Raw genomic sequence first — 19,081 nt, forward strand, 5'->3', positions numbered from 1 at the left:
ATAAAGAGTTGTCAATTCACTCCAATTCAAATTAGTAACCGCTCATTGCACCCTTGTGCTGTGCCATTGTGCGACATTCCAAATCCAGTAATGTTCTTTTGATGTGAACCCCACCTGTATAACCACCAATACCACCATCTGATGCGATGACTCTGTGGCATGGCACGACAATACTGATGGGGTTTTTGCCATTAGCATTAGCACAAGCACGATAGGCAGTAGGCTTGTTGATGTTTTGAGCAAGCGTGGCATAACTGATGGTTGTGCCATATTCTACAGCTTGCAAAGCCTGCCAAACTGACTGTTCAAATGCCGTGCCATAAGACAAATCCAGTGGTATATCAAAGACTGTACGGCGTCCTGCAAAATACTCATCCAGTTGATTGATTGTCATCAAAGCGACTGCTTGGTCTAAATCAAAAGCATCTAGAAAGTTATGCCCAACCCAAAGGCTACTCTCACCCACCTTAGCAAGCAGGCATTGCGTCTTGCCATCATACCAATCTAGTAAAACAAGCCTACCATCTTTGATGGTTAAGCTGATGGTGGGCAACTGATGTGGTGGTGTGTAATGCGTGCTAATGATAGCCATATATTTATCCTAACCGATTGTAACATACATAAACAATTAACCACTGCCTTAAACAGCCAACAACCATCTGATAAATAAAAACCAAACACCTTATCAAGCATTCAAATCATAAAAAAATACCGTAAAATCATTATTCTACGGTATTTTAATTTATTTTTCTTCATCAAATAATGCTTCAACAAACTCATTTGGATCAAATGATTGCAAATCATCAATTCCTTCGCCCACGCCAATATAGCGAATAGGCACATTGGTGTTTTGGGCGACATTAAAGACTACCCCACCTTTTGCTGTACCATCTAGCTTAGTAATACTGATGCCTGATAGCGGTACAACTTCAGAGAAAATCTGCACTTGATTGATGGCGTTTTGACCCGTGCCAGCATCTAGAACAATCATCGTTTCATGCGGGGCTGTTTCATCGGCTTTTTTCATGACACGAACAACCTTTTCAAGCTCGTTCATCAGATGTGTTTTATTCTGCAATCGCCCTGCTGTATCGGCAATCAACACATCAATACCCTTTGCACGAGCCGACTGCATGGCATCAAAAACAACCGATGCACTATCCGCTCCATGACCTTGTGCTACCACAGGAATGTCATTTCTTTCACCCCAAATTTGTAGTTGTTCGGTGGCGGCTGCACGAAAAGTATCGCCTGCAGCAAGCATGACAGATTTACCCTCTGCTTGTAGTCGTTTGGCAAGTTTGCCGATGGTGGTGGTCTTACCCACGCCATTAACACCTACCATTAAGATAACAAAAGGTTTTTTGGTGGTATCTATAACCAGTGGCTCAACCTTAGGAGTAAGAATCTCCACCAACTCTTTTTTTAGGGCTTTATATAGCGAATGCGAATAAATCAAATCGCCACGAGCGGTTTGTTCGGTCAAGCTCTTGATGATGCGATTGGTTGCATCAACGCCAATATCAGCAACAAGTAATTGATCTTCCACCTCTTCTAAGAGTTCATCATCAATCTCTTTACCACCAACCAAAGCAGTCATCAGCCCCTCTGTTAGGTTTTTGCTAGACTTGGACAGTCCTTGCTTCATGCGGCTAAACCAGCCTTGTTTTTCGCTCATGAGTTACTCACTGTTTATTTTTGTTTATTATTCAAGCATTCAGGAAATAAAAAGAATACTATATTATACCAATGGCATGATGGGTACAACCACCTCTTTTTGCTGATTGTCGTTACCAATGACCTCATGGCGTGCATCATCTTCATTCTCAGCCAATGATGGCTGTGTGGTCAGTGGTACGAATTCATCAAGCTCTTTTAACTCATCAGATGACTCTTTAAGATTGGCATCGGATTGATGAATGGTATTTTTGATGTCTTTCATGTTATTACCTATTGTTCATTATTATAGCACAACTTAGTCACATCACAACTTAGGATAACCGTAAGCCATGTGCAACTTATCATTACCTTGTTTTATCATGACAAACTGTTTGTGATATGTAAGTTTTACTAGCAAGAGTATTTGCTTTTATTTATAATGCTAAAGCCACTACATAAGGACAAATGAACTGTATTTCAAGCACGGCCATATCTCATGTGCGAAATGATTCATTTGGCATGACTGTAAATTTGACCGTTATTTACTTATTTATTCTTTTATTCAAATGCAAGGAAACTATGATGAAATATCGCAATCACACCATTTCTATCATCATGCTAACAACTGTCATCAGCCTACTTAGTGCTTGTCAGTCGCCCAACGGCATTGCCATCAAACCCACCGCAAGCGTCATGGTTGGAACAGGTCTTTAATTGACCTGACCCTTTCAACTGTAGCCAACAAAACCAAACCATTTAAACAAAAAAAGGCATAAGACCAATGACACCAATAATCTCAAAAACACCCATCATTAACAAGCTCCCTATTGTCATGGCAATCAGTGCTCTGCTGACCGCCTGTCAAAGCCTACCCCAGCTAACTGAGCAATCAAGTCAAATCAAAGTTACCACCGACAATGTTCGCCAAACCCATCCATATGAACAAAGTGTGCTAACCAACGGACTAACCATCGTTACCAAGACCGATCGCCGCTCTCCCATCGCCATGACACAAGTATGGTACAAGGTCGGCTCGGATGATGAGCCGATTGGCAAAGGTGGTATGTCGCATTTTTTGGAGCATATGATGTTCAAGGACAATGCCCACCTAAAACGCACGGATTATAACCGCTTGATTGCTGAGTTTGGCGGTCAAAACAACGCCTTTACTAGCAATACGCACACAGCATATTATGAGTTATTTCCTGCTAGCTACTATCCCCTTGCCATGCAAATGGAAGCTTTTCGCATGAGAGATCTGCACCTAAAAGATGAAGAGGTTGCCACCGAAAAAGAGGTCATCAAAGAAGAGCGACGCTTGCGTGTTGATGACAACCCCCTATCAAAAGCTTATGAAGAATTCTCCAAACTTAGTCAGCCAGACAGCCCAAAATCACGCCCTGTTATCGGCAGTATGCAGGATATTGACAATCTAACAACCCAAGATTTACAAAATTGGTATGACACTTATTACGCCCCAAATAATGCTACGCTTGTTGTCGTAGGAGATGTTAGTCATGATGAGGTGGTAACAGCTGCCAAGCGATATTTTGGCAACAAAAAACCTGCCAACATACCCCAAAGAAAACTACCAAGGCAAGCCAGTCATCAAGGCTATCGCCATGCCATCACACATCAATCGGTCAAAGTACCAAGCCTGATGATGGCATTTAATGTGCCAACACTCACCACCAGCGATAAGACCACCACTTATGCCCTATCCTTGTTTCAATACATACTAGATGGCGATATGTCTAGTTATTTTGAGCGTGTGCTTGTGCGTGAAAAACAGCTGTTTAGTCGCATTTCTGTATCTTATGATTCCTATGAGATGGGCGATGGACTATTTTTTATTGAAGGCGTACCCGCTCATAGTGTATCGCTACAAGATGCCGAAAACGCCATTTTGCAAGTCATAGAGAATGCCAAAAATACGCCAATTACCGATGATGAAATGCAGCGTATTAGCACCTCTCTCATCTCTGCTCTAACCTTTACACAAGATAGCATTAGCACTCAGGCACAGATGATAGGCGGTTTGGTGAATATGGGGCTACCTGTTGACAGTTATGACAAACTACCTGATGAAATAAAAGCCATCAGCCCTCAAGATATTCAAAAAACAGCAAGGCACTATCTCACTAAAGATAATTTGACTAGCATGTACATACTACCCAAAACCGACAATACGCCATCAGCAGACAATAAATAACTAGGAATACATCATGACTCAACGACTATCCTCCCTTTGGCTATCGCTACTCATTAGCATCATGGGTACAGCTCATGCCAACGAACACCAAAATGCCGAACGCATTGACTTTAGCAAGCCACTACCCGTACTTGATAGCCTAAAACAAGTACAAGAAAAACAATTCACCCTGCCTAAGTTTGAGCGATTTACTACTGATGGTGGCATACCTGTTATTTTTACACAGCTTGATGGATTGCCAATGGTTGATATCAGCGTTGATTTTCAGGCAGGTTCAGCATTTGATAGGCAGGTGCGTACCGATGCTTTAGGCGTAGCAAACATGACCGCCAATCTGTTGACCAAAGGGGCAGGAGAACTTGACGAAGAAGCATTTTTATTGGCAAAAGACAGGCTTGGTATTCACCTAAATGCAGGTGCTACCAAAGACACCTTAGGAATCTCTTTGCGTAGCTTAAATCAAAATAAGACTTTATATGATGCACTCAGTTTATTACAAAAAATGCTCAGTCAGCCAAAATTTGATGCCTCCACTCTTGAGCGTGAAAAATCTGAGCTCATCAGCAGTCTAAAACAACACGAACAAAACCCAAGCTATCTTGCCGCTCGTGCATATCAGCAGGCACTATACCAAGACCATCCGTATGCCACACTCACCACAGGCGATATCCAGACAGTAAAGACATTGTCAGTTAATGACATCAGAAATTTTAGAGATAAATTTTTGATTGCTCAAAATGCCGTCATCACCATCACAGGCAATCTTAGCCAAGCGGAAGCAAAAAATATCGCCAATCAAATCGGTGCATCTTTGCCAAGTGGTCAAAAAGCACCAATGCTACCCTCACCCACCAAAGCAACTGCCAAACACATTCATGTGCCACATGACAGCACACAGACAAGCATCATCATGGGGCATTTGGCACCAAAAGTGGCTCGAACACAAGCAGACTTCTTGCAAAAGACACATTTTTCATTGGCAAATACTGCATTAGCAGGCGGTAGCTTTAATGCACGCCTCATGGATGAGATACGAGAAAAGCGAGGCTATACCTATGGCATCTATGGGCGAAATGTCGCCATGAATGTTGCTGGTCATTATCAAATCAGCTTCTCAACCAACGCCAGTCAGGCAAAAGATGCCATCAAAGCAACTCGAGCGGTGATTGATGATGCCATCACGAATGGTATTTTATCGGACGAGCTTAACTTGGTTGCCAATCAGCATACCTACCAACACCCCATGAGTTTTGCCAGTAATGCTAGCATACACGCCCTAGCTACCACAATGAACATACATGGTTTGCCTGATATTTATGCCAATGGCGAGATTGACCGAATCAAGCAGGCAAGCCTAGATGATGTCAATCAAGCCCTAAGGCAGACCATTCGCCCTGATGACTTTATCATCGTAACAGTCGGTCAAGACAAGCCAGACCTATCCGATGTCTTAAAAACAAATCTCAATAATCAATAGACACCCTTAGCCATCACTTTGATGATAAAAATCAATCAAACAATAAAAAGACAGGCCATCCCTGTCTTTTTATTGTTTGATGTTTATAGCCACAGATAACAAAATCATTAAATGATACTTTTGTTATCATGACAATATAACTGCAAATAAACTACAAAACCATCGCCGCTATCCAACCAAAGATAATAAGTGGGATATTGTAGTGAATGAAAGTTGGGATGACCGTATCTTTGATGTGGTCATGTTGCCCATCAATATTAAGACCCATGGTTGGACCAAGCGTAGAATCAGAAGCAGGTGAACCAGCATCGCCCAGTACCCCTGCCGTCGCAATGAGTGCAACAGTTGCAGGCATACTAAATCCCAATGCCAAGCATAGTGGTACATAAATAGCTGCCAAAATAGGCACAGTAGAAAATGAAGAGCCAATACCCAGTGTTACCACAAGTCCAATAAGAAGCATGACCAAAGCAGCAAAACCTTTGTGATCTCCAAAAACTTCCATCGCCCCTGTAACCAGTACATCAATTTGCCCTGTTGCTTTCATTACCTCAGCAAAGCCTTGAGCACTAATCATGATAAATCCAATCATTGCCATCATTTTGATGCCATCATTAAACACACCATCTGCCTCATGCCATCTGACCACACCAGATGCCATGAAGACTGCAAAACCTGCAATCGAACCGATGAGTAAAGAATCTGTATATAAATGGGTCATGAATGCAATGATGATGGCAACCAAAGCAATGACGGCACGGTAGCGACTTGATTTATTATGTGTTTTTGGGGCATCGTTTGCACTCTGTGGCTGTATGTCCTGATACACTCTTGGCTTGCGATAACTGACAAAAATCGCCGTCAAAAGACCCAGTAGCATACCCAACGCAGGAATTGCCATAATCTGCATGATGGATGCACCTGTCGTATCCATGCCTGCGTCGCTGACATTTTTTAAGATGATTTGATTTAAAAAAATATCGCCAAAACCGTAAGGAATGAACATATAAGTATTTACCAAACCAAAGGTAATAATACAAGCAACAAGCCGTCTGTCTGTCTGCAAGCGATTTAATAACAATAGCAAAGGTGGTACAATCAACAGAATGAATGCAATGTGAATAGGAATTAAATTTTGACTAAATATCGCCATCACAAAAATGATGGCAAATAGCATCCACTTGACAGCTTGGCTTGCACCTGCATTATTTAAATGAGAAATCATACCATCTGCTAGCAACTTGGGTGCACCCGAGTGAGCAATCGCCATTGCAAATGCCCCCAAAATGGCATAAGATAAGGCAATCTGTGCTCCATTTTTCAAGCCCTCTTGAAAAGCATTTAAAGTGTCGGCAATCGGCAGGCCCGCCAAAAGACCGCCAATCATTGCTCCAATAATTAAACTCAATACGACATGAACTCGAGCTAAAGACAACCCAACCATCACGACAATAGCGACTAATACTGCATTCATGATTATTTTCTTAAGTTAAAAAAAGATTGCACAATTATAACTCATTTTATACAAAATTTTAACCAAAACGAACAATCAATCATGTACAACCACTTTTTTGTCAATAGACAGCAAAACTTAACCAAATAAGACAATCTTAAACCCAATAAAACCGCCTTTAGCAAGTTGTCTGACAAGTTTTTTTAGAAAAAAATGGGTTCTGCTTGCATTTTTGTCATATTGCCACCATAAATAGCCCACACAATAATATAAACAAAAAAGGAGAACTTCATGACTGATGAAGCCCTAGATTTTTCAGTTGAATCAAGTAGCCTGCCCCTGCTTGCTGTTCGTGATGTCGTGGTCTATCCACATATGCAGATTGCCCTTTTTGTGGGGCGTGAACAGTCCATTCATGCCATCAAGACCGCCCAAGAGGATTTTGGCGACAACATTTTGGTTGTCTCCCAAAAAGATTCCTTAAGTGAAGACATCGATACTAATAACCTGCACAAGCACGGCACTGTCTGTCGCATCATCAGCACCATGCCACATGATAATGATGACGGCTGCCTAAAGGTACTTATTGAAGGTTTGTATCGTGCCCAGATTGATGAAATTGATGAGGCATTGATGGCTACTTTTCATGAAGCCTTGATTGACAATCCTCTGTCCGATGATGAACACGAGGCACATCATGCAGTCTTGCTTGAGCTTTTTAGTGATTATGCTGAGGCATCGTTACGCAACGCTCGTGAGATTATCCGAGTAGCCAGTCGCATTGACAATCTGCTTGAGCTGATTTATTTCATCGCCACTCGAGTATCCATGAAGCTAGAAGCCAAACAAAGCATTCTAGAAGACGACGACATGATGTCGTACTATGTGGCCTTGACTGAATTTTTTACCAACAATAAAGCCGAACGCACACTAGAAAACGAACTGCAAGACACAGTGCGTAAGCAAATGGAAAACAACCAGCGTGAGTATTTTTTAAATGAAAAAATGAAAGCAATTAAGTCAGAACTGTCCGATTTAAATGACGGTGCTGATGACGAAGATGGAGAGCTTGAAAAACGCCTAAAAGAAGCTGATTTGCCCGATGATGTTCGCAAAAAAGCCGAAACCGAATTTAAAAAACTAAAACAAATGCCTTCAAGCTCATCTGAGGCAAGCGTTGTGCGCGGCTATGTTGAATGGATACTAGATACCCCATGGAACAAGGCAAGCAAGGTCTCTATTAATCTAAATAAAGCCAAAGAAATTCTAGATAAAGACCACTATGGGCTAGATGATGTTAAAGATCGCATTTTAGAATACCTAGCGGTGCAGTCTCGTGTCAAAAAATTGCGTGGTCCTATCCTATGCCTTGTGGGTCCTCCTGGTGTGGGTAAGACATCTTTGGGCGAGAGCATTGCTCGCTCTACAGGTCGCAAGTTTGTGCGTATGGCATTAGGTGGCGTGCGTGATGAAGCTGAAATTCGTGGGCATAGACGCACCTATATTGGAGCGATGCCAGGAAAAATCGTGCAATCTTTAGCAAAAGTAGAAGTTAAAAATCCGCTATTTTTGCTTGATGAGATTGACAAAATGGCTCAAGATTATCGTGGCGACCCTGCGTCCGCCCTACTAGAAGTGCTTGACCCATCACAAAATAACAGCTTTAACGATCATTATCTTGACCTAGATTTGGATTTGTCAGAAGTGATGTTCATCTGCACTGCCAACAGCATGAATATACCTCCAGCCTTACTTGACCGCATGGAAGTGATTCGTCTGCCAGGCTACACCGAAGACGAAAAAATGAACATCGCCCAAAATTATCTAACACCAAAAGCTCTAGAACAAAATGGGCTTGGCAAAGATGAGCTTGATATTACTGATGATGCCGTTCTTAGCATTATCCGTTACTATACTCGTGAAGCAGGCGTGCGTAATTTGGAGCGTGAAATCAATAAAATTAGCCGTAAAGCGGTGCGTTCACAGGTGGAAACTTATGGCATCAAACCCAAAAAAGGCACAAAAATTGAGTCATTGTCTGTAACGGACGATAACATTGCTGACTATTTGGGCGTTAAGCCTTTTGACTTTGGCTTGGCAGAAAAAGAGCCAGAAGTTGGACGAATTACAGGGCTTGCGTGGACATCAGTGGGCGGTGAACTACTGACGATTGAAACCGCCACCATGCAGGGCAAAGGTGAGCTTGTCTTTACAGGGTCGCTTGGCGATGTCATGAAGGAATCCATCCGAGCTGCCATGAGTGTTGTGCGTGCAGGTGGCGAACGCTTTGGCATCAGTTATGAAAAATTCAAAGACACTGATATTCATGTGCATATGCCAGAAGGAGCGACGCCTAAAGACGGACCTTCTGCAGGTATCGCTCTCACCACTGCCTTAGTATCCGCCTTTACAGGCATTGCCATTCGTGCGGATATCGCCATGACAGGTGAGGTTACATTGCGTGGCAAAGTGCTAAAAATTGGCGGACTAAAGGAAAAACTACTTGCTGCTCATCGTGGTGGCATCAAACATGTACTAATCCCTAAGTCTAATGAGCCAGACCTTACCGACATTCCTGATAATGTCAAAGAAGGCTTAACCATTCAAGCGGTTGAGACGATTGACGAAGTGCTAAAAGTCGCTTTGGTCGCCCCACTCATGCCCTTAAAACCAGCACTAACCGTTAAAGCAGAAGAACAGGCTTTACGCAGCTAAAGCCATCAAAAATAAAGCCCAAAGTAAAATTTGGGTTTTATTTTTATGGTTTTTCATTTAAACTATATCTTTTTTTATTGAATGTACTCATGAAATCTTTGCTTGATTTTTTACCGCTGATTATTTTTTATGTGCTTTACAAAAATACCGATAAAGCAGATGCCAACCACCCCCTACTTGCCATCTTTGGGATAAGTGGTGGCGTGGATAATAATCACATTCTGGTTGGGACATTAGGCTTGGTGCTGGCAACGGCATTGATATATGGCTATTTATTCATCAATCAAAAATTTCGCCTAGAAAAACAGCAATGGTTCGTACTGGTCATGACAGTGGTTTTTGGTGGACTAACACTTGCTTTGAGTGATGACTACTACATTCGATTAAAAGCAGTGCTGATTAACCTAGCTTTTGCCATTGGTCTTGCCATTTCACCGTTATTTAATAAAAATAGACAACCCATTATCAAAAAACTTTTTGCTCCAATTTTGGATCTAACAGCACAAGGATGGATAAAATTAAACTTGGCATGGGCAGGATTATTTACTTTGATGGCGACACTACATGCCTTTTTTGCCTTTGTATTTATGGACGGTGAGTATTGGGGTGAGTTTACTGCCTTTGGCGACATCATCGTGATGATGAGTTTTATGGCGGGTATGTTTGTGATATTACGAAAGCATTTTATATTGGACGAGAATCAACCAAAAAATTAATGTTTTTAATAACCAAAAACTCATTAAAAACAACTCATACTCAATAACTTCCGCCCAACATTAATCACCACACCTTAAAGTGATACATTGTTATGAGATTTATTGCCAGTTGCTTTGGGTTTGGTGGGTATTTTTGGATACCTAACAATCAAATTGGCAGTCTTTTTATTGGTCTACTTTTTAATTCATACTGGGAATTTTTATGCCTTTATTTGTCATTATCGGTCATGATGTAGCGGACAGTGCCGCCAAGCGTAGCGAAATTCGCCCCGCCCATCTTGAACGCCTAAACACCCTAAATGCTCAAAATCGCCTTGTCATCGCAGGGCCAACACCCATCAATCATGGAGAGCCTGCCATGAGTGGCAGTATCATCATCGCCCATTTTGATGATATTGAACAAGCACGAGCATGGGCAGATGATGAACCATATTTGCATGGCGGTGTATATAGCCATGTGGATATTAAGCCATTTATCTAGGCCTTACCAAAAATCTAATCTAATTCACGGTCATCATGAACCAAATAAATAATGCCGTGATTAAATGGCGACTTGATCATCTTGGTAATACTGTACCGACATCACAAAAGTTTGATGATGTCTATTTTTCGCACGCAGGCGGTCTCGATGAGAGTCATTATGTGTTTATTGAAGGCAACGACTTGCCCCATCGATTGACACAGCTTAATGACAACCATATCTTTGTTGTTGCTGAGACAGGTTTTGGCACAGGGCTGAATTTTTTAGCCCTGTGCAAACTGTGGCGAACTCTCAAGCACCAAGGCAGGCTGGCAAAAAAAGCACGCCTACATTTCATCAGCACCGAAAAATTTCCCCTAAGCCACGCCGACTTACAAAAGGCACTTAGTAGTTGGTTGCATGATGACATCATTGCAGTATTTGTTAGCCGTTTGCTTGATTGCTATCCTGTGCCACTTGCAGGGTGTCATCGCATGAATATCGCCAATGACATCATGTTGGATTTATGGTTGGGCGAAGCATTGGACAGCTTCCATGCCATATACCGCTGTCAAAAGACATTACACCTCAATACATCAAAAGTTGATGCTTGGTTCTTAGATGGCTTTGCTCCTAGTAAAAACAGTGATTTATGGTCTGATGAGCTGTTTGGGCTTATCCGCAAGCTCTCTTCTCCCAATGCCACCATCGCTACCTTTACAGCAGCAGGATTTGTCCGCCGTGGTCTGAGTGCAGTAGGTTTTGATGTACAAAAAAAGCAAGGATTTGGGCGAAAACGAGAGATGATTACAGGAAAATTGCATTGCAATGATAAAGTAATGACAACATTCCCTAAGCACATTGCTATTATCGGTGCAGGCATTGCAGGACTGTGTTCTGCATGGGCTTTGAGCAAACGAGACATTAAAGTCAGCTTGTATGATAAAATCTCCCCCATATCAGGTGCGTCTGGTAATCCTAGAGCGTTATTCGCCCCCAAGCTGTCTTTAATTGAGCAAGCCAGTCATCATCTATCCACCATTTCTTTTTTGTATGCGGTGCGTTTTTATCAAAGCTTAAATACCAAAGACGGCATTTATGAACCATTGGGCGTGGTGGATTTTTTACTACCCACCCAAAAAAGCGTTGACAAACTACAAGCACTCATCAACCCCTATCCGCATGACTTGATTCATCAAATAGACGCCATCTATCCTAATCAAAAAATTCATACATTCATACCAAAAGCAGGTCTTATCAATCCTGCCAAACTTGCCCAAGCGGTGCTATCAGAGCCACTTATTTCTTGGCAACAAGCAGATATTAAGCACATCAGTTGCGATGAAAAACAGGTGGTGCTACACGGTAATGATCAGACATTTGTAGCGGACGAAGTAGTCATTTCAGCAGGTTTTGAAAGCCATTTGCTGCATGAGCAGTTATTCAACCCCCGAAAAATCCGTGGTCAGATATCATGGCTGTCTGTAAATACGGATACATTCGCCAAACTACCCAAAAACCCCATCAAATACGATGGCTATTGTGCCAAATTCACCGATGATGGCGACAACTGTTTTTTGATGGGAGCCAGTTTTGTTCGCAATGAAACGCATACTGCTATCATGCCAGATGAGCATAAATTTAACATTGATAAACTCACTCAAAGCCTGCCTAATATTGCAAGCACACTAGGCATAGGAAATAATGCCATCACACAGCAACTACAAGGTCGTGCCAGTATTAGAGCCCAAACACCTGATTACCACCCCATTATTGGCAAAGTTTCTGATCGCATCTATGCCATGTACAGCATGGGATCAAAGGGCTTTACCTTTTCACCACTATGTGGCGAGATTATTGCCGGCATGGTGTGCGATGAGATTTTACCCGCTTGCGACCATCTCATCAAAAAAATCAGTCCACAACGCACTCGCCTACTAACGCCACTTACCGACAACTCAGCTTGACTTTATTTACAGTCATGTATCAACAAAAAAACAGCCATAAATAGCTGTTTTTTTTGTTGTCATTACGACCATCAAAGGCGTGGTGATTAGGCATCAAAGCGTTTTTGAGCTTCGTCCCAGTTTACCACATCCCAAAACGCCTTAATGTAGTCTGGGCGTTTGTTTTGGTATTTTAGGTAGTAGGCATGTTCCCAAACATCAAGACCAATGATCGGAGTACCTTCACAACCTGCCACTGCCTTACCCATCAATGGGCTGTCTTGATTAGCGGTAGAGACCACTGCCAATTTATCGCCCTGCTTTACCAGCCATGCCCAACCAGAACCAAAGCGAGTTTGTGCAGCTTTTTCAAATTGCTCTTTAAAAGCATCAACAGAACCAAAATCACGCTCGATGGCTTCTTTAAGTGAACCTTTTAGCTCTGTGCCAGTTTTTAAGATGGTCCAAAATAAGCTGTGATTGGCATGACCGCCAGCATTATTGCGAACAGCTGTTTGCTTCTCGGTAGGGATTTTATCTAGATTAGCAATCACTTCTTCAGCTGACTTGTCTGCCCACTCAGTGCCTTCAAGTGCTGCGTTTGCATTGTTTACATAGGCTTGATGGTGCTTGCTGTGGTGAATCTCCATGGTCTCTTTGTCAAAATGTGGCTCTAGGGCTTCATACGCATAGCCAAGTTCTGGTAATGTAAATGCCATAATATATTTTCCTTTGTTAGATAAAAGTGAGAGAACGGCGTTTTACCGCTCTTTTTAAATAAGGGTTTGAGAGTATAAAATCAAGTAAATCTTGATGATCTTTCATTCATTTAAGTAAAATTAAGCCATAGAACAAATGCCAACGACAAAATTACCATCAATGATCAGTTATCAAAACCTTCGTCATTATTGTGGCCAAATTTAGCATCAAAGCCTCTTTCATCAAAGCCTTTATCACTAAAACCCTTGTCATCAAAACCGCCACGCTCAATGCTACGACTTTGCTTTTTTTCAAAGTTTTTGCCATCAAAGCCACGCTCATCAAAGGCAGCACGGTCAAAGCCTGCATTCATGCCATTACCCTGTGGGTAGCCACCACGCTCAAATCCACGAGAGCCGAAGTTATCCGATGGCGGCGTGCGTGTAAATCCTCCCACAGGACGAGTACCAAAACCTGTTTGGCGTTCAAAGCCTGTACTCGCATTGCCTGATGCCACGCTAGTTTGATAGCTACTTGATGACATCACACCGATAGAGGCGTTTGGATAGCCTGACTGAGGACCTGATGGCACAACGCTATCTGTACGAGGGTTACGGGTTGGAACAATGGTTGAGATGGCGTGCTTATAAACCATTTGACTGACCGTGTTTTTTAAGAGAACGACATATTGGTCAAATGATTCGATTTGTCCTTGTAATTTAATACCATTAACCAAAAAAATAGAGACAGGAATGCGGTCTTTACGAAGTGCATTCAAAAATGGGTCTTGCAAACTTTGCCCTTTTGACATAGAAATTCTCCAAAATAACAGAAACTCATGCAAAAAATATCCGCCCAAACAGGCTTAATATTATAATAACTGATTTTGTACTTCTTGTATGCTAAAAAACGGTACAATCAAAGATGAAGTACCCTCAAGACGAGCAAGGCTACGCTGCCAAGTAGATTGGCGTTTCGCTAACTGTCTTGTTGCATATAATGCCTTATTTTTCATGTCTTGACAAGCCATTTGTAGGGGATTTACAGGCTGTTTTTGTGTTTTTTTAACAAAATCATGCCATTGTGCCTGCATGAGTGATGAAAATCCCATCCAGTACTCATTGGTCTGCATGACCTCATGCCCTGATATCGCCAAAAAGTCAATCACCTGCCGATAGCCGACACATCGCATGGACGGCATATCAGCAGTCAAGTCGGGGTATTTTTTAAGTAGCGAGACAACTTCATCAACAAGCCCCATCTCCCACATGATATCCAATCGCTTGGCAATACGGTCGTGTAGCCACATTCTGTCAGGCTCCACTGAACAGGTAATCCAATGCTGCTTAGGATTGTGGCAAAGAGCGACTTTTGGGGTCTGCTGCCACACACTCATCGGCACACCTGTTTGTAAATACACCTCTACCGCTCTGGTAATACGCTGAGTATCGGTAACTTTAAGCCGTTGGCAGATTTTTGGGTCGTGTGTTTGTAAATACTCGTATAGCTCACCAACACCTTTATCATCAAGCCATGCCATCACCATTTTTCGTGTGGCAATATCAGTATCAGGAACGGCAGACAATCCGTCCAAAAGTGCCATGTAATACATCATCGTACCACCAACGAGTAGCGGTATTCTGCCCTGTTGGTGAATTTGAGTAATCAGCATCTCTACATCCGCCACAAAACTTGCCACATTGTAAGTCTTGGTGGGTTTAATGATGTTGACCAAATGATGTGGAAAGCAGGCTAACTCCCCATCAGATGGCTTTGCCGTACCTATGTTCATGTCCTGATAAATCAAAGCACTATCAACCGAGATAAGCTCAAATCTCCCTGTCTCATACAGCCGACAAGCCAAGTTCGTCTTGCCACTGGCAGTGGGTGCGATGAGCGATAACACAGTGTTATCAGGCAAATTTTTATAATTTAAAGTCATGGCAAATCAGTTAAGTAAGGCATTAAATAGATAAGTCCACACCAACAATCTCAACCAATCGAGCATCATGGGCTTGTCTTGTGATTTTTAGCTGTATGTCAGGCTTTGGTAAAAGACTTTCGGCACGACTTGCCCACTCGATGATGACAAGCGAATCTTTCTCTTCAAAATACTCAAAAAACCCAATAAAATCAAGCTCTTCTGGGTCATTTAGACGATAAAGATCGGCATGATAGACAGGTTTTTGATTGATGCGATAGGATTCGACTAAAGTATAAGTTGGGCTTTTTACCGCACCAGTATGACCTAAAGCACGCAAAAGATAGCGAGTAAAGGTCGTCTTGCCCGCCCCTAAATCACCTGACAACCACAGACTACCCACAGGGTTCATTTTGGCTAAGGCAACTGCCAGACGCTCGGTATCTTTCTCATTTTCCAAAATAATTTTCATTAAACTTTAACCTGTCTTAAGGGTGGTGGATTGAAAAAACGCTCTTCTTGTTTTAGTTTTTCAAACATCTTAGGATCGCTCCACTCCGCCTGAACTTGCTCACTAAACTCAAAGCCATCAAGCGATAATGCACCCATGCGTAGATTGTCAATGTCTTCACGAAAGCACTGAGCATAGCCTGTGGCGGTTTCATGCACAATGACAGAATAAATACTGACATCTTGTTCATTGTTTTGCATGACAGTATTTTTTAACACTTTATCCGCCCAATAAAAAATCACACGACTAAACTGCTCTGCTGAGGGCGAAACAGGTAGAGATACCCAACGAGCCGATAGTTCTTTGCAGGCACGAATATAGCTTGGATCATCTTTATTCCAAAAAGTGATGGCATGGTCAAAGCTATCAATAAGTTCTTTGATGTGAGATTTTAATAGACCAAAGTCATAGACCATTTGCCCATCATCAAAAGCCTGTGCCTCAAGAATAAGCTCAACTTGATAGCTATGCCCATGAATAGAACGACTGCAACGCTCAGAGGTGCAATTACGCACCACATGAGCATTTTCAAATTTAAAGAGTTTACGAATACGCATAATATTAAGATAAATCAAGTCTGTCGCTTCATTTTATCATAAAGTTGGACTGATGAAGTGGTTTTTTATGTTCATTCACCAACCTTCAAGTATCAAATGACAACAAGCGATGACCGCTCTCATCTTGGATATGGGTCGGCAATCCCATATCATTTAGTAGGTTGATGAATGGGCGTGGATCAAGCTCTTCAACATTAACCATTTTATTTACTCTCCAGTCCCCTTTGGCAATCAGCACCGCCGCTGCGACTGCTGGCACGCCTGCGGTGTATGAGATTGCCTGACTACCAACTTCTTGATAACATTTAGCATGATCGGCGATATTATAAATAAATATTTCTTGCTTGACGCCGTCTTTTTTGCCACGCATTTTATTGCCAATGCAAGTATGCCCTGTATAGTCTTTGGCAAGCGAACTTGGGTCTGGTAACAACGCCTTGACAACTTTTAGTGGTACAATCTCCACCCCTTCTGCGGTCATGACTGGCTGTTCTGACAGTAGCCCAAGATTTTTTAGAACAGTAAATACATTGATATAATGATCGCCAAACCCCATCCAAAAACGAATATTAGGTACATCTAGATTCTTGTGTAGCGAATGAATCTCATCATGACCACACAGATAGCTACTACGCTCACCCACAACTGGCAAATCGTCCGTGCGTTTCACCTCAAACATCTGATTGGTCTGCCATTTACGGTTTTGCCAAGTATAAACCACGCCTGTAAACTCTCGAAAGTTGATTTCAGGGTCAAAATTGGTAGCAAAATATCTACCATGACTGCCTGCATTAATATCAATGATGTCAATGTCGGTGATCTGCCCTTCATCAAAATAATCCACACCAATGCGAGCATAAGCATTAACCACACCAGGGTCAAAACCCACACCCAAAATAGCAGTTATGCCCGCTTGCTCACACGCCGCCTTATGTCGCCATTCATAATTTTCATACCAAGGCGGTGTTTCACAAACCTTATTTGGCTCTTCATGAATGGCGGTATCTAGATAGCTTGCCCCTGTGGTGATACAGGCTTTGAGTACACTTTGATTAATAAAGGACGAACCAACATTGATGACAATACCTGCCTCAATACTACGGATAAAATCAGTTAACTCATCAACATTGAGAGCATTGATGGTATGAATTTGTAGGGAAATATGCTGTTTTTGTTGCACACTATCGCTGATGGCTTGGCACTTATTCACAGTGCGACTGGCAATATGAAGAGTGCCAAAATACTCACGATACTGAGCTACTTTATGAGCAACCACCTGAGCTACGCCACCTGCACCGATGATTAAAATATTGGGTTTATTCATATATTTTCTCCTAAATTCCCATCAATCACAAAAAAACCTTGAGCCAAACATACAAGTTAAATACACAAAATTGACAAATCACCAAGCATCCGTTTATAAAGTTTGCCCCACGCCATCACAACAAATCACTCATATCATGATAGACTATTTTTATAATCCTTATAATCAAAGCGTCGCTGCTGAATGATACTGCCATCTAATCGTCTAATGATGATGGCAGGCATACCCACGCCATTAAACCAATTCTTCTTAACCATCGTATAGGCAGCTGCATTCCCAAATGCGACTTTATCGCCCACTTGTAGTGGCGTATCAATGGCATATTCACCAAAAATATCTCCTGCTAAGCAAGTCTTACCATAGATAATGGTGTTATTTTGATGCTCGGATGCAGATAGATTTAGCGATTGACCATTGATGCTTGTTAGAGTGGTTGGCTGACCATAAATTAGTAAATCAAGCATATGGCTTTCGGTAGCAGCATCCACTACTGCCAGCTTTTTGCCATTTTCCATCACATCAAGCACTCGAGTTACCAGTTGTGCACCATTATGAACACACGCCTCGCCTGGCTCAAGATAAACCTGCACGCCATATTTTGTCGCAAAGTCTTTTAATCGCTGTGCCAACGCCTCAAGCGGATAATCTTTAGCAATAAAATGAATGCCGCCGCCCAAACTTACCCAATCAAGGCAAGATAACATCGCCCCAAACTTAATCTCGATATCATCTAAGCTCTGACTAAACGCTGCAAAGTCAGCATTCTCACAATTATAATGCAACATGACACCACTGATGTCATCACACACCGCAAGCACCTTGCTTACATCATGCTCCCCCAATCGGCTAAACGGACGAGCAGGGTCTGCCAACAAAAACGCAGAATTACTGGTATTAGGATTTAATCTAAGTCCTACAGGAATGCCCTTTTTGTAGGCTTTTTCTTTAAAGGCGTTAAGCTGATTGATAGAATTAAAGATAATCTTGTCAGCATGATTGAGCACCTCATCTATCTCATCGTGGGCATACGCCACACTATAAGCATGCGTCTCTCCACCAAACTCTTCATGCCCCAAACGAACTTCAAATAGCGATGATGATGTTGTGCCATGCAAATAAGGACGCATGACATCAAACACCCCCCAAGTAGCAAAGCACTTTAACGCAAGCAATGCCTTTGCTCCTGACAGTTGGCATAGTTTTTGAATGATGGCAAGATTGTCGGTAATTGCGTGTTCATCAATCAGATAGTATGGCGTAGGCAAATCGTTTAAATCAATCGCTTGGTTCATGGCTAATCTCTTTGTATTCATGACAAATAAGGCAAAATAAACCACCACATTTTAGCATAATTTCCCAAAAGCACAATTTTTTCAAACAGCTCATCAAGATTGCCCAAAATATCGCAATGAACACACCAATTTTTAAAAA

18 protein-coding genes are annotated in these 19,081 nt (G+C 42.0%); 7 read left to right on the top strand and 11 right to left on the bottom strand.

Annotated elements, in window-relative coordinates; genetic code table 11:
• Window positions 1–31: 31 nt before the first annotated feature.
• From ACERC6_RS00675 to ACERC6_RS00685, 3 genes are all read right to left on the bottom strand, one after another.
• Entirely contained in the window at window positions 32–586 is a 555-nt protein-coding gene (locus ACERC6_RS00675; RefSeq protein ID WP_373627420.1) for a methylated-DNA--[protein]-cysteine S-methyltransferase, read from the bottom strand.
• Between the two features lie 156 nt (window positions 587–742).
• Window positions 743–1,678: a signal recognition particle-docking protein FtsY gene (gene ftsY, locus ACERC6_RS00680; RefSeq protein WP_373627331.1), complete on the bottom strand. Its 936-nt coding sequence runs from the start codon at window positions 1,676–1,678 to the stop codon at window positions 743–745.
• Window positions 1,679–1,741: 63 nt separating this feature from the next.
• Window positions 1,742–1,942: a hypothetical protein gene (locus tag ACERC6_RS00685; RefSeq protein WP_284674432.1), complete on the bottom strand. Its 201-nt coding sequence runs from the start codon at window positions 1,940–1,942 to the stop codon at window positions 1,742–1,744.
• A 299-nt stretch (window positions 1,943–2,241) separates the two neighbouring features.
• On the opposite strand from ACERC6_RS00685, the gene ACERC6_RS00690 reads away from it, so the two are divergent.
• The 3 genes from ACERC6_RS00690 (at window position 2,242) to ACERC6_RS00700 (ending at window position 5,348) form a co-directional block, all read left to right on the top strand.
• On the top strand, window positions 2,242–2,373 hold the full coding sequence (locus ACERC6_RS00690) for a hypothetical protein (RefSeq protein ID WP_373627332.1): 132 nt from the start codon (window positions 2,242–2,244) through the stop codon (window positions 2,371–2,373).
• Between the two features lie 67 nt (window positions 2,374–2,440).
• Window positions 2,441–3,871, top strand: coding sequence for a M16 family metallopeptidase (locus tag ACERC6_RS00695; protein WP_373627333.1), 1,431 nt, complete (start codon window positions 2,441–2,443; stop codon window positions 3,869–3,871).
• Between the two features lie 13 nt (window positions 3,872–3,884).
• Complete coding sequence (locus tag ACERC6_RS00700) at window positions 3,885–5,348, top strand: M16 family metallopeptidase (protein WP_373627334.1); 1,464 nt, start codon at window positions 3,885–3,887, stop codon at window positions 5,346–5,348.
• A 151-nt stretch (window positions 5,349–5,499) separates the two neighbouring features.
• On the opposite strand, the gene ACERC6_RS00705 is transcribed toward ACERC6_RS00700, so the two are convergent.
• Entirely contained in the window at window positions 5,500–6,822 is a 1,323-nt protein-coding gene (locus ACERC6_RS00705; RefSeq protein ID WP_284674428.1) for a Na+/H+ antiporter family protein, read from the bottom strand.
• A 270-nt stretch (window positions 6,823–7,092) separates the two neighbouring features.
• On the opposite strand from ACERC6_RS00705, the gene lon reads away from it, so the two are divergent.
• The 4 genes from lon to mnmC all read left to right on the top strand — a co-directional run bounded on the left by lon (window position 7,093) and on the right by mnmC (window position 12,659).
• Window positions 7,093–9,516 carry an endopeptidase La gene (lon, locus tag ACERC6_RS00710; protein WP_373627336.1) on the top strand — a complete coding sequence of 808 codons (2,424 nt, stop codon included), beginning with the start codon at window positions 7,093–7,095 and terminating at the stop codon, window positions 9,514–9,516.
• Between the two features lie 89 nt (window positions 9,517–9,605).
• Window positions 9,606–10,232: an inner membrane-spanning protein YciB gene (locus ACERC6_RS00715; protein ID WP_373627337.1), complete on the top strand. Its 627-nt coding sequence runs from the start codon at window positions 9,606–9,608 to the stop codon at window positions 10,230–10,232.
• Between the two features lie 202 nt (window positions 10,233–10,434).
• Window positions 10,435–10,713 (top strand): YciI family protein, encoded by a 279-nt coding sequence (locus ACERC6_RS00720; RefSeq protein ID WP_373627339.1) that lies wholly within the window; start codon window positions 10,435–10,437, stop codon window positions 10,711–10,713.
• Window positions 10,714–10,748: 35 nt separating this feature from the next.
• Entirely contained in the window at window positions 10,749–12,659 is a 1,911-nt protein-coding gene (mnmC, locus tag ACERC6_RS00725) for an FAD-dependent 5-carboxymethylaminomethyl-2-thiouridine(34) oxidoreductase MnmC (RefSeq protein ID WP_373627340.1), read from the top strand.
• 86 nt (window positions 12,660–12,745) lie between these two features.
• Here the strand turns inward: mnmC and sodA are convergent, their stop codons facing one another.
• The 7 genes from sodA to ACERC6_RS00760 form a co-directional block, all read right to left on the bottom strand.
• Window positions 12,746–13,357, bottom strand: coding sequence for a superoxide dismutase [Mn] (gene sodA / locus ACERC6_RS00730; protein ID WP_373627341.1), 612 nt, complete (start codon window positions 13,355–13,357; stop codon window positions 12,746–12,748).
• Between the two features lie 164 nt (window positions 13,358–13,521).
• Window positions 13,522–14,148, bottom strand: a complete 627-nt coding sequence (gene hfq / locus ACERC6_RS00735; protein ID WP_373627342.1) for an RNA chaperone Hfq — start codon at window positions 14,146–14,148, stop codon at window positions 13,522–13,524.
• 60 nt (window positions 14,149–14,208) lie between these two features.
• Window positions 14,209–15,279: a tRNA (adenosine(37)-N6)-dimethylallyltransferase MiaA gene (gene miaA / locus ACERC6_RS00740; protein WP_284674421.1), complete on the bottom strand. Its 1,071-nt coding sequence runs from the start codon at window positions 15,277–15,279 to the stop codon at window positions 14,209–14,211.
• A gap of 22 nt (window positions 15,280–15,301) precedes the next feature.
• A complete protein-coding gene (tsaE, locus tag ACERC6_RS00745; RefSeq protein WP_284674420.1) occupies window positions 15,302–15,730 on the bottom strand; it encodes a tRNA (adenosine(37)-N6)-threonylcarbamoyltransferase complex ATPase subunit type 1 TsaE in 429 nt (142 codons plus the stop codon).
• Window positions 15,730–16,326 carry a 6-pyruvoyl tetrahydropterin synthase family protein gene (locus tag ACERC6_RS00750; RefSeq protein ID WP_373627422.1) on the bottom strand — a complete coding sequence of 199 codons (597 nt, stop codon included), beginning with the start codon at window positions 16,324–16,326 and terminating at the stop codon, window positions 15,730–15,732. The genes tsaE and ACERC6_RS00750 overlap by 1 nt, the downstream gene beginning before the upstream one ends.
• An 85-nt stretch (window positions 16,327–16,411) precedes the next feature.
• Window positions 16,412–17,650, bottom strand: a complete 1,239-nt coding sequence (locus ACERC6_RS00755) for a saccharopine dehydrogenase family protein (protein ID WP_373627344.1) — start codon at window positions 17,648–17,650, stop codon at window positions 16,412–16,414.
• A gap of 134 nt (window positions 17,651–17,784) precedes the next feature.
• Entirely contained in the window at window positions 17,785–18,963 is a 1,179-nt protein-coding gene (locus ACERC6_RS00760) for a carboxynorspermidine decarboxylase (protein WP_373627345.1), read from the bottom strand.
• Window positions 18,964–19,081: the final 118 nt, after the last annotated feature.

Source organism: Moraxella sp. E33BD (genome assembly GCF_041807865.1).
In the GTDB taxonomy this organism is placed as follows: Bacteria; Pseudomonadota; Gammaproteobacteria; order Pseudomonadales; family Moraxellaceae; genus Moraxella; species Moraxella haemolytica.

What these genes read in the sequence shown, in the direction of transcription:
- hfq (WP_373627342.1), bottom strand. Translation starts at nt 14,148, where the DNA reads ATGTCAAAAGGGCAAAGTTTGCAAGACCCATTTTTGAATGCACTTCGT.
- ACERC6_RS00695 (WP_373627333.1), top strand. Translation starts at nt 2,441, where the DNA reads ATGACACCAATAATCTCAAAAACACCCATCATTAACAAGCTCCCTATT.
- ACERC6_RS00755 (WP_373627344.1), bottom strand. Translation starts at nt 17,650, where the DNA reads ATGAATAAACCCAATATTTTAATCATCGGTGCAGGTGGCGTAGCTCAG.
- ACERC6_RS00715 (WP_373627337.1), top strand. Translation starts at nt 9,606, where the DNA reads ATGAAATCTTTGCTTGATTTTTTACCGCTGATTATTTTTTATGTGCTT.
- tsaE (WP_284674420.1), bottom strand. Translation starts at nt 15,730, where the DNA reads ATGAAAATTATTTTGGAAAATGAGAAAGATACCGAGCGTCTGGCAGTT.
- ACERC6_RS00750 (WP_373627422.1), bottom strand. Translation starts at nt 16,326, where the DNA reads ATGCGTATTCGTAAACTCTTTAAATTTGAAAATGCTCATGTGGTGCGT.
- ftsY (WP_373627331.1), bottom strand. Translation starts at nt 1,678, where the DNA reads ATGAGCGAAAAACAAGGCTGGTTTAGCCGCATGAAGCAAGGACTGTCC.
- ACERC6_RS00760 (WP_373627345.1), bottom strand. Translation starts at nt 18,963, where the DNA reads ATGAATACAAAGAGATTAGCCATGAACCAAGCGATTGATTTAAACGAT.
- ACERC6_RS00705 (WP_284674428.1), bottom strand. Translation starts at nt 6,822, where the DNA reads ATGAATGCAGTATTAGTCGCTATTGTCGTGATGGTTGGGTTGTCTTTA.
- sodA (WP_373627341.1), bottom strand. Translation starts at nt 13,357, where the DNA reads ATGGCATTTACATTACCAGAACTTGGCTATGCGTATGAAGCCCTAGAG.
- ACERC6_RS00690 (WP_373627332.1), top strand. Translation starts at nt 2,242, where the DNA reads ATGAAATATCGCAATCACACCATTTCTATCATCATGCTAACAACTGTC.
- ACERC6_RS00700 (WP_373627334.1), top strand. Translation starts at nt 3,885, where the DNA reads ATGACTCAACGACTATCCTCCCTTTGGCTATCGCTACTCATTAGCATC.
- miaA (WP_284674421.1), bottom strand. Translation starts at nt 15,279, where the DNA reads ATGACTTTAAATTATAAAAATTTGCCTGATAACACTGTGTTATCGCTC.
- mnmC (WP_373627340.1), top strand. Translation starts at nt 10,749, where the DNA reads ATGAACCAAATAAATAATGCCGTGATTAAATGGCGACTTGATCATCTT.
- lon (WP_373627336.1), top strand. Translation starts at nt 7,093, where the DNA reads ATGACTGATGAAGCCCTAGATTTTTCAGTTGAATCAAGTAGCCTGCCC.
- ACERC6_RS00685 (WP_284674432.1), bottom strand. Translation starts at nt 1,942, where the DNA reads ATGAAAGACATCAAAAATACCATTCATCAATCCGATGCCAATCTTAAA.
- ACERC6_RS00720 (WP_373627339.1), top strand. Translation starts at nt 10,435, where the DNA reads ATGCCTTTATTTGTCATTATCGGTCATGATGTAGCGGACAGTGCCGCC.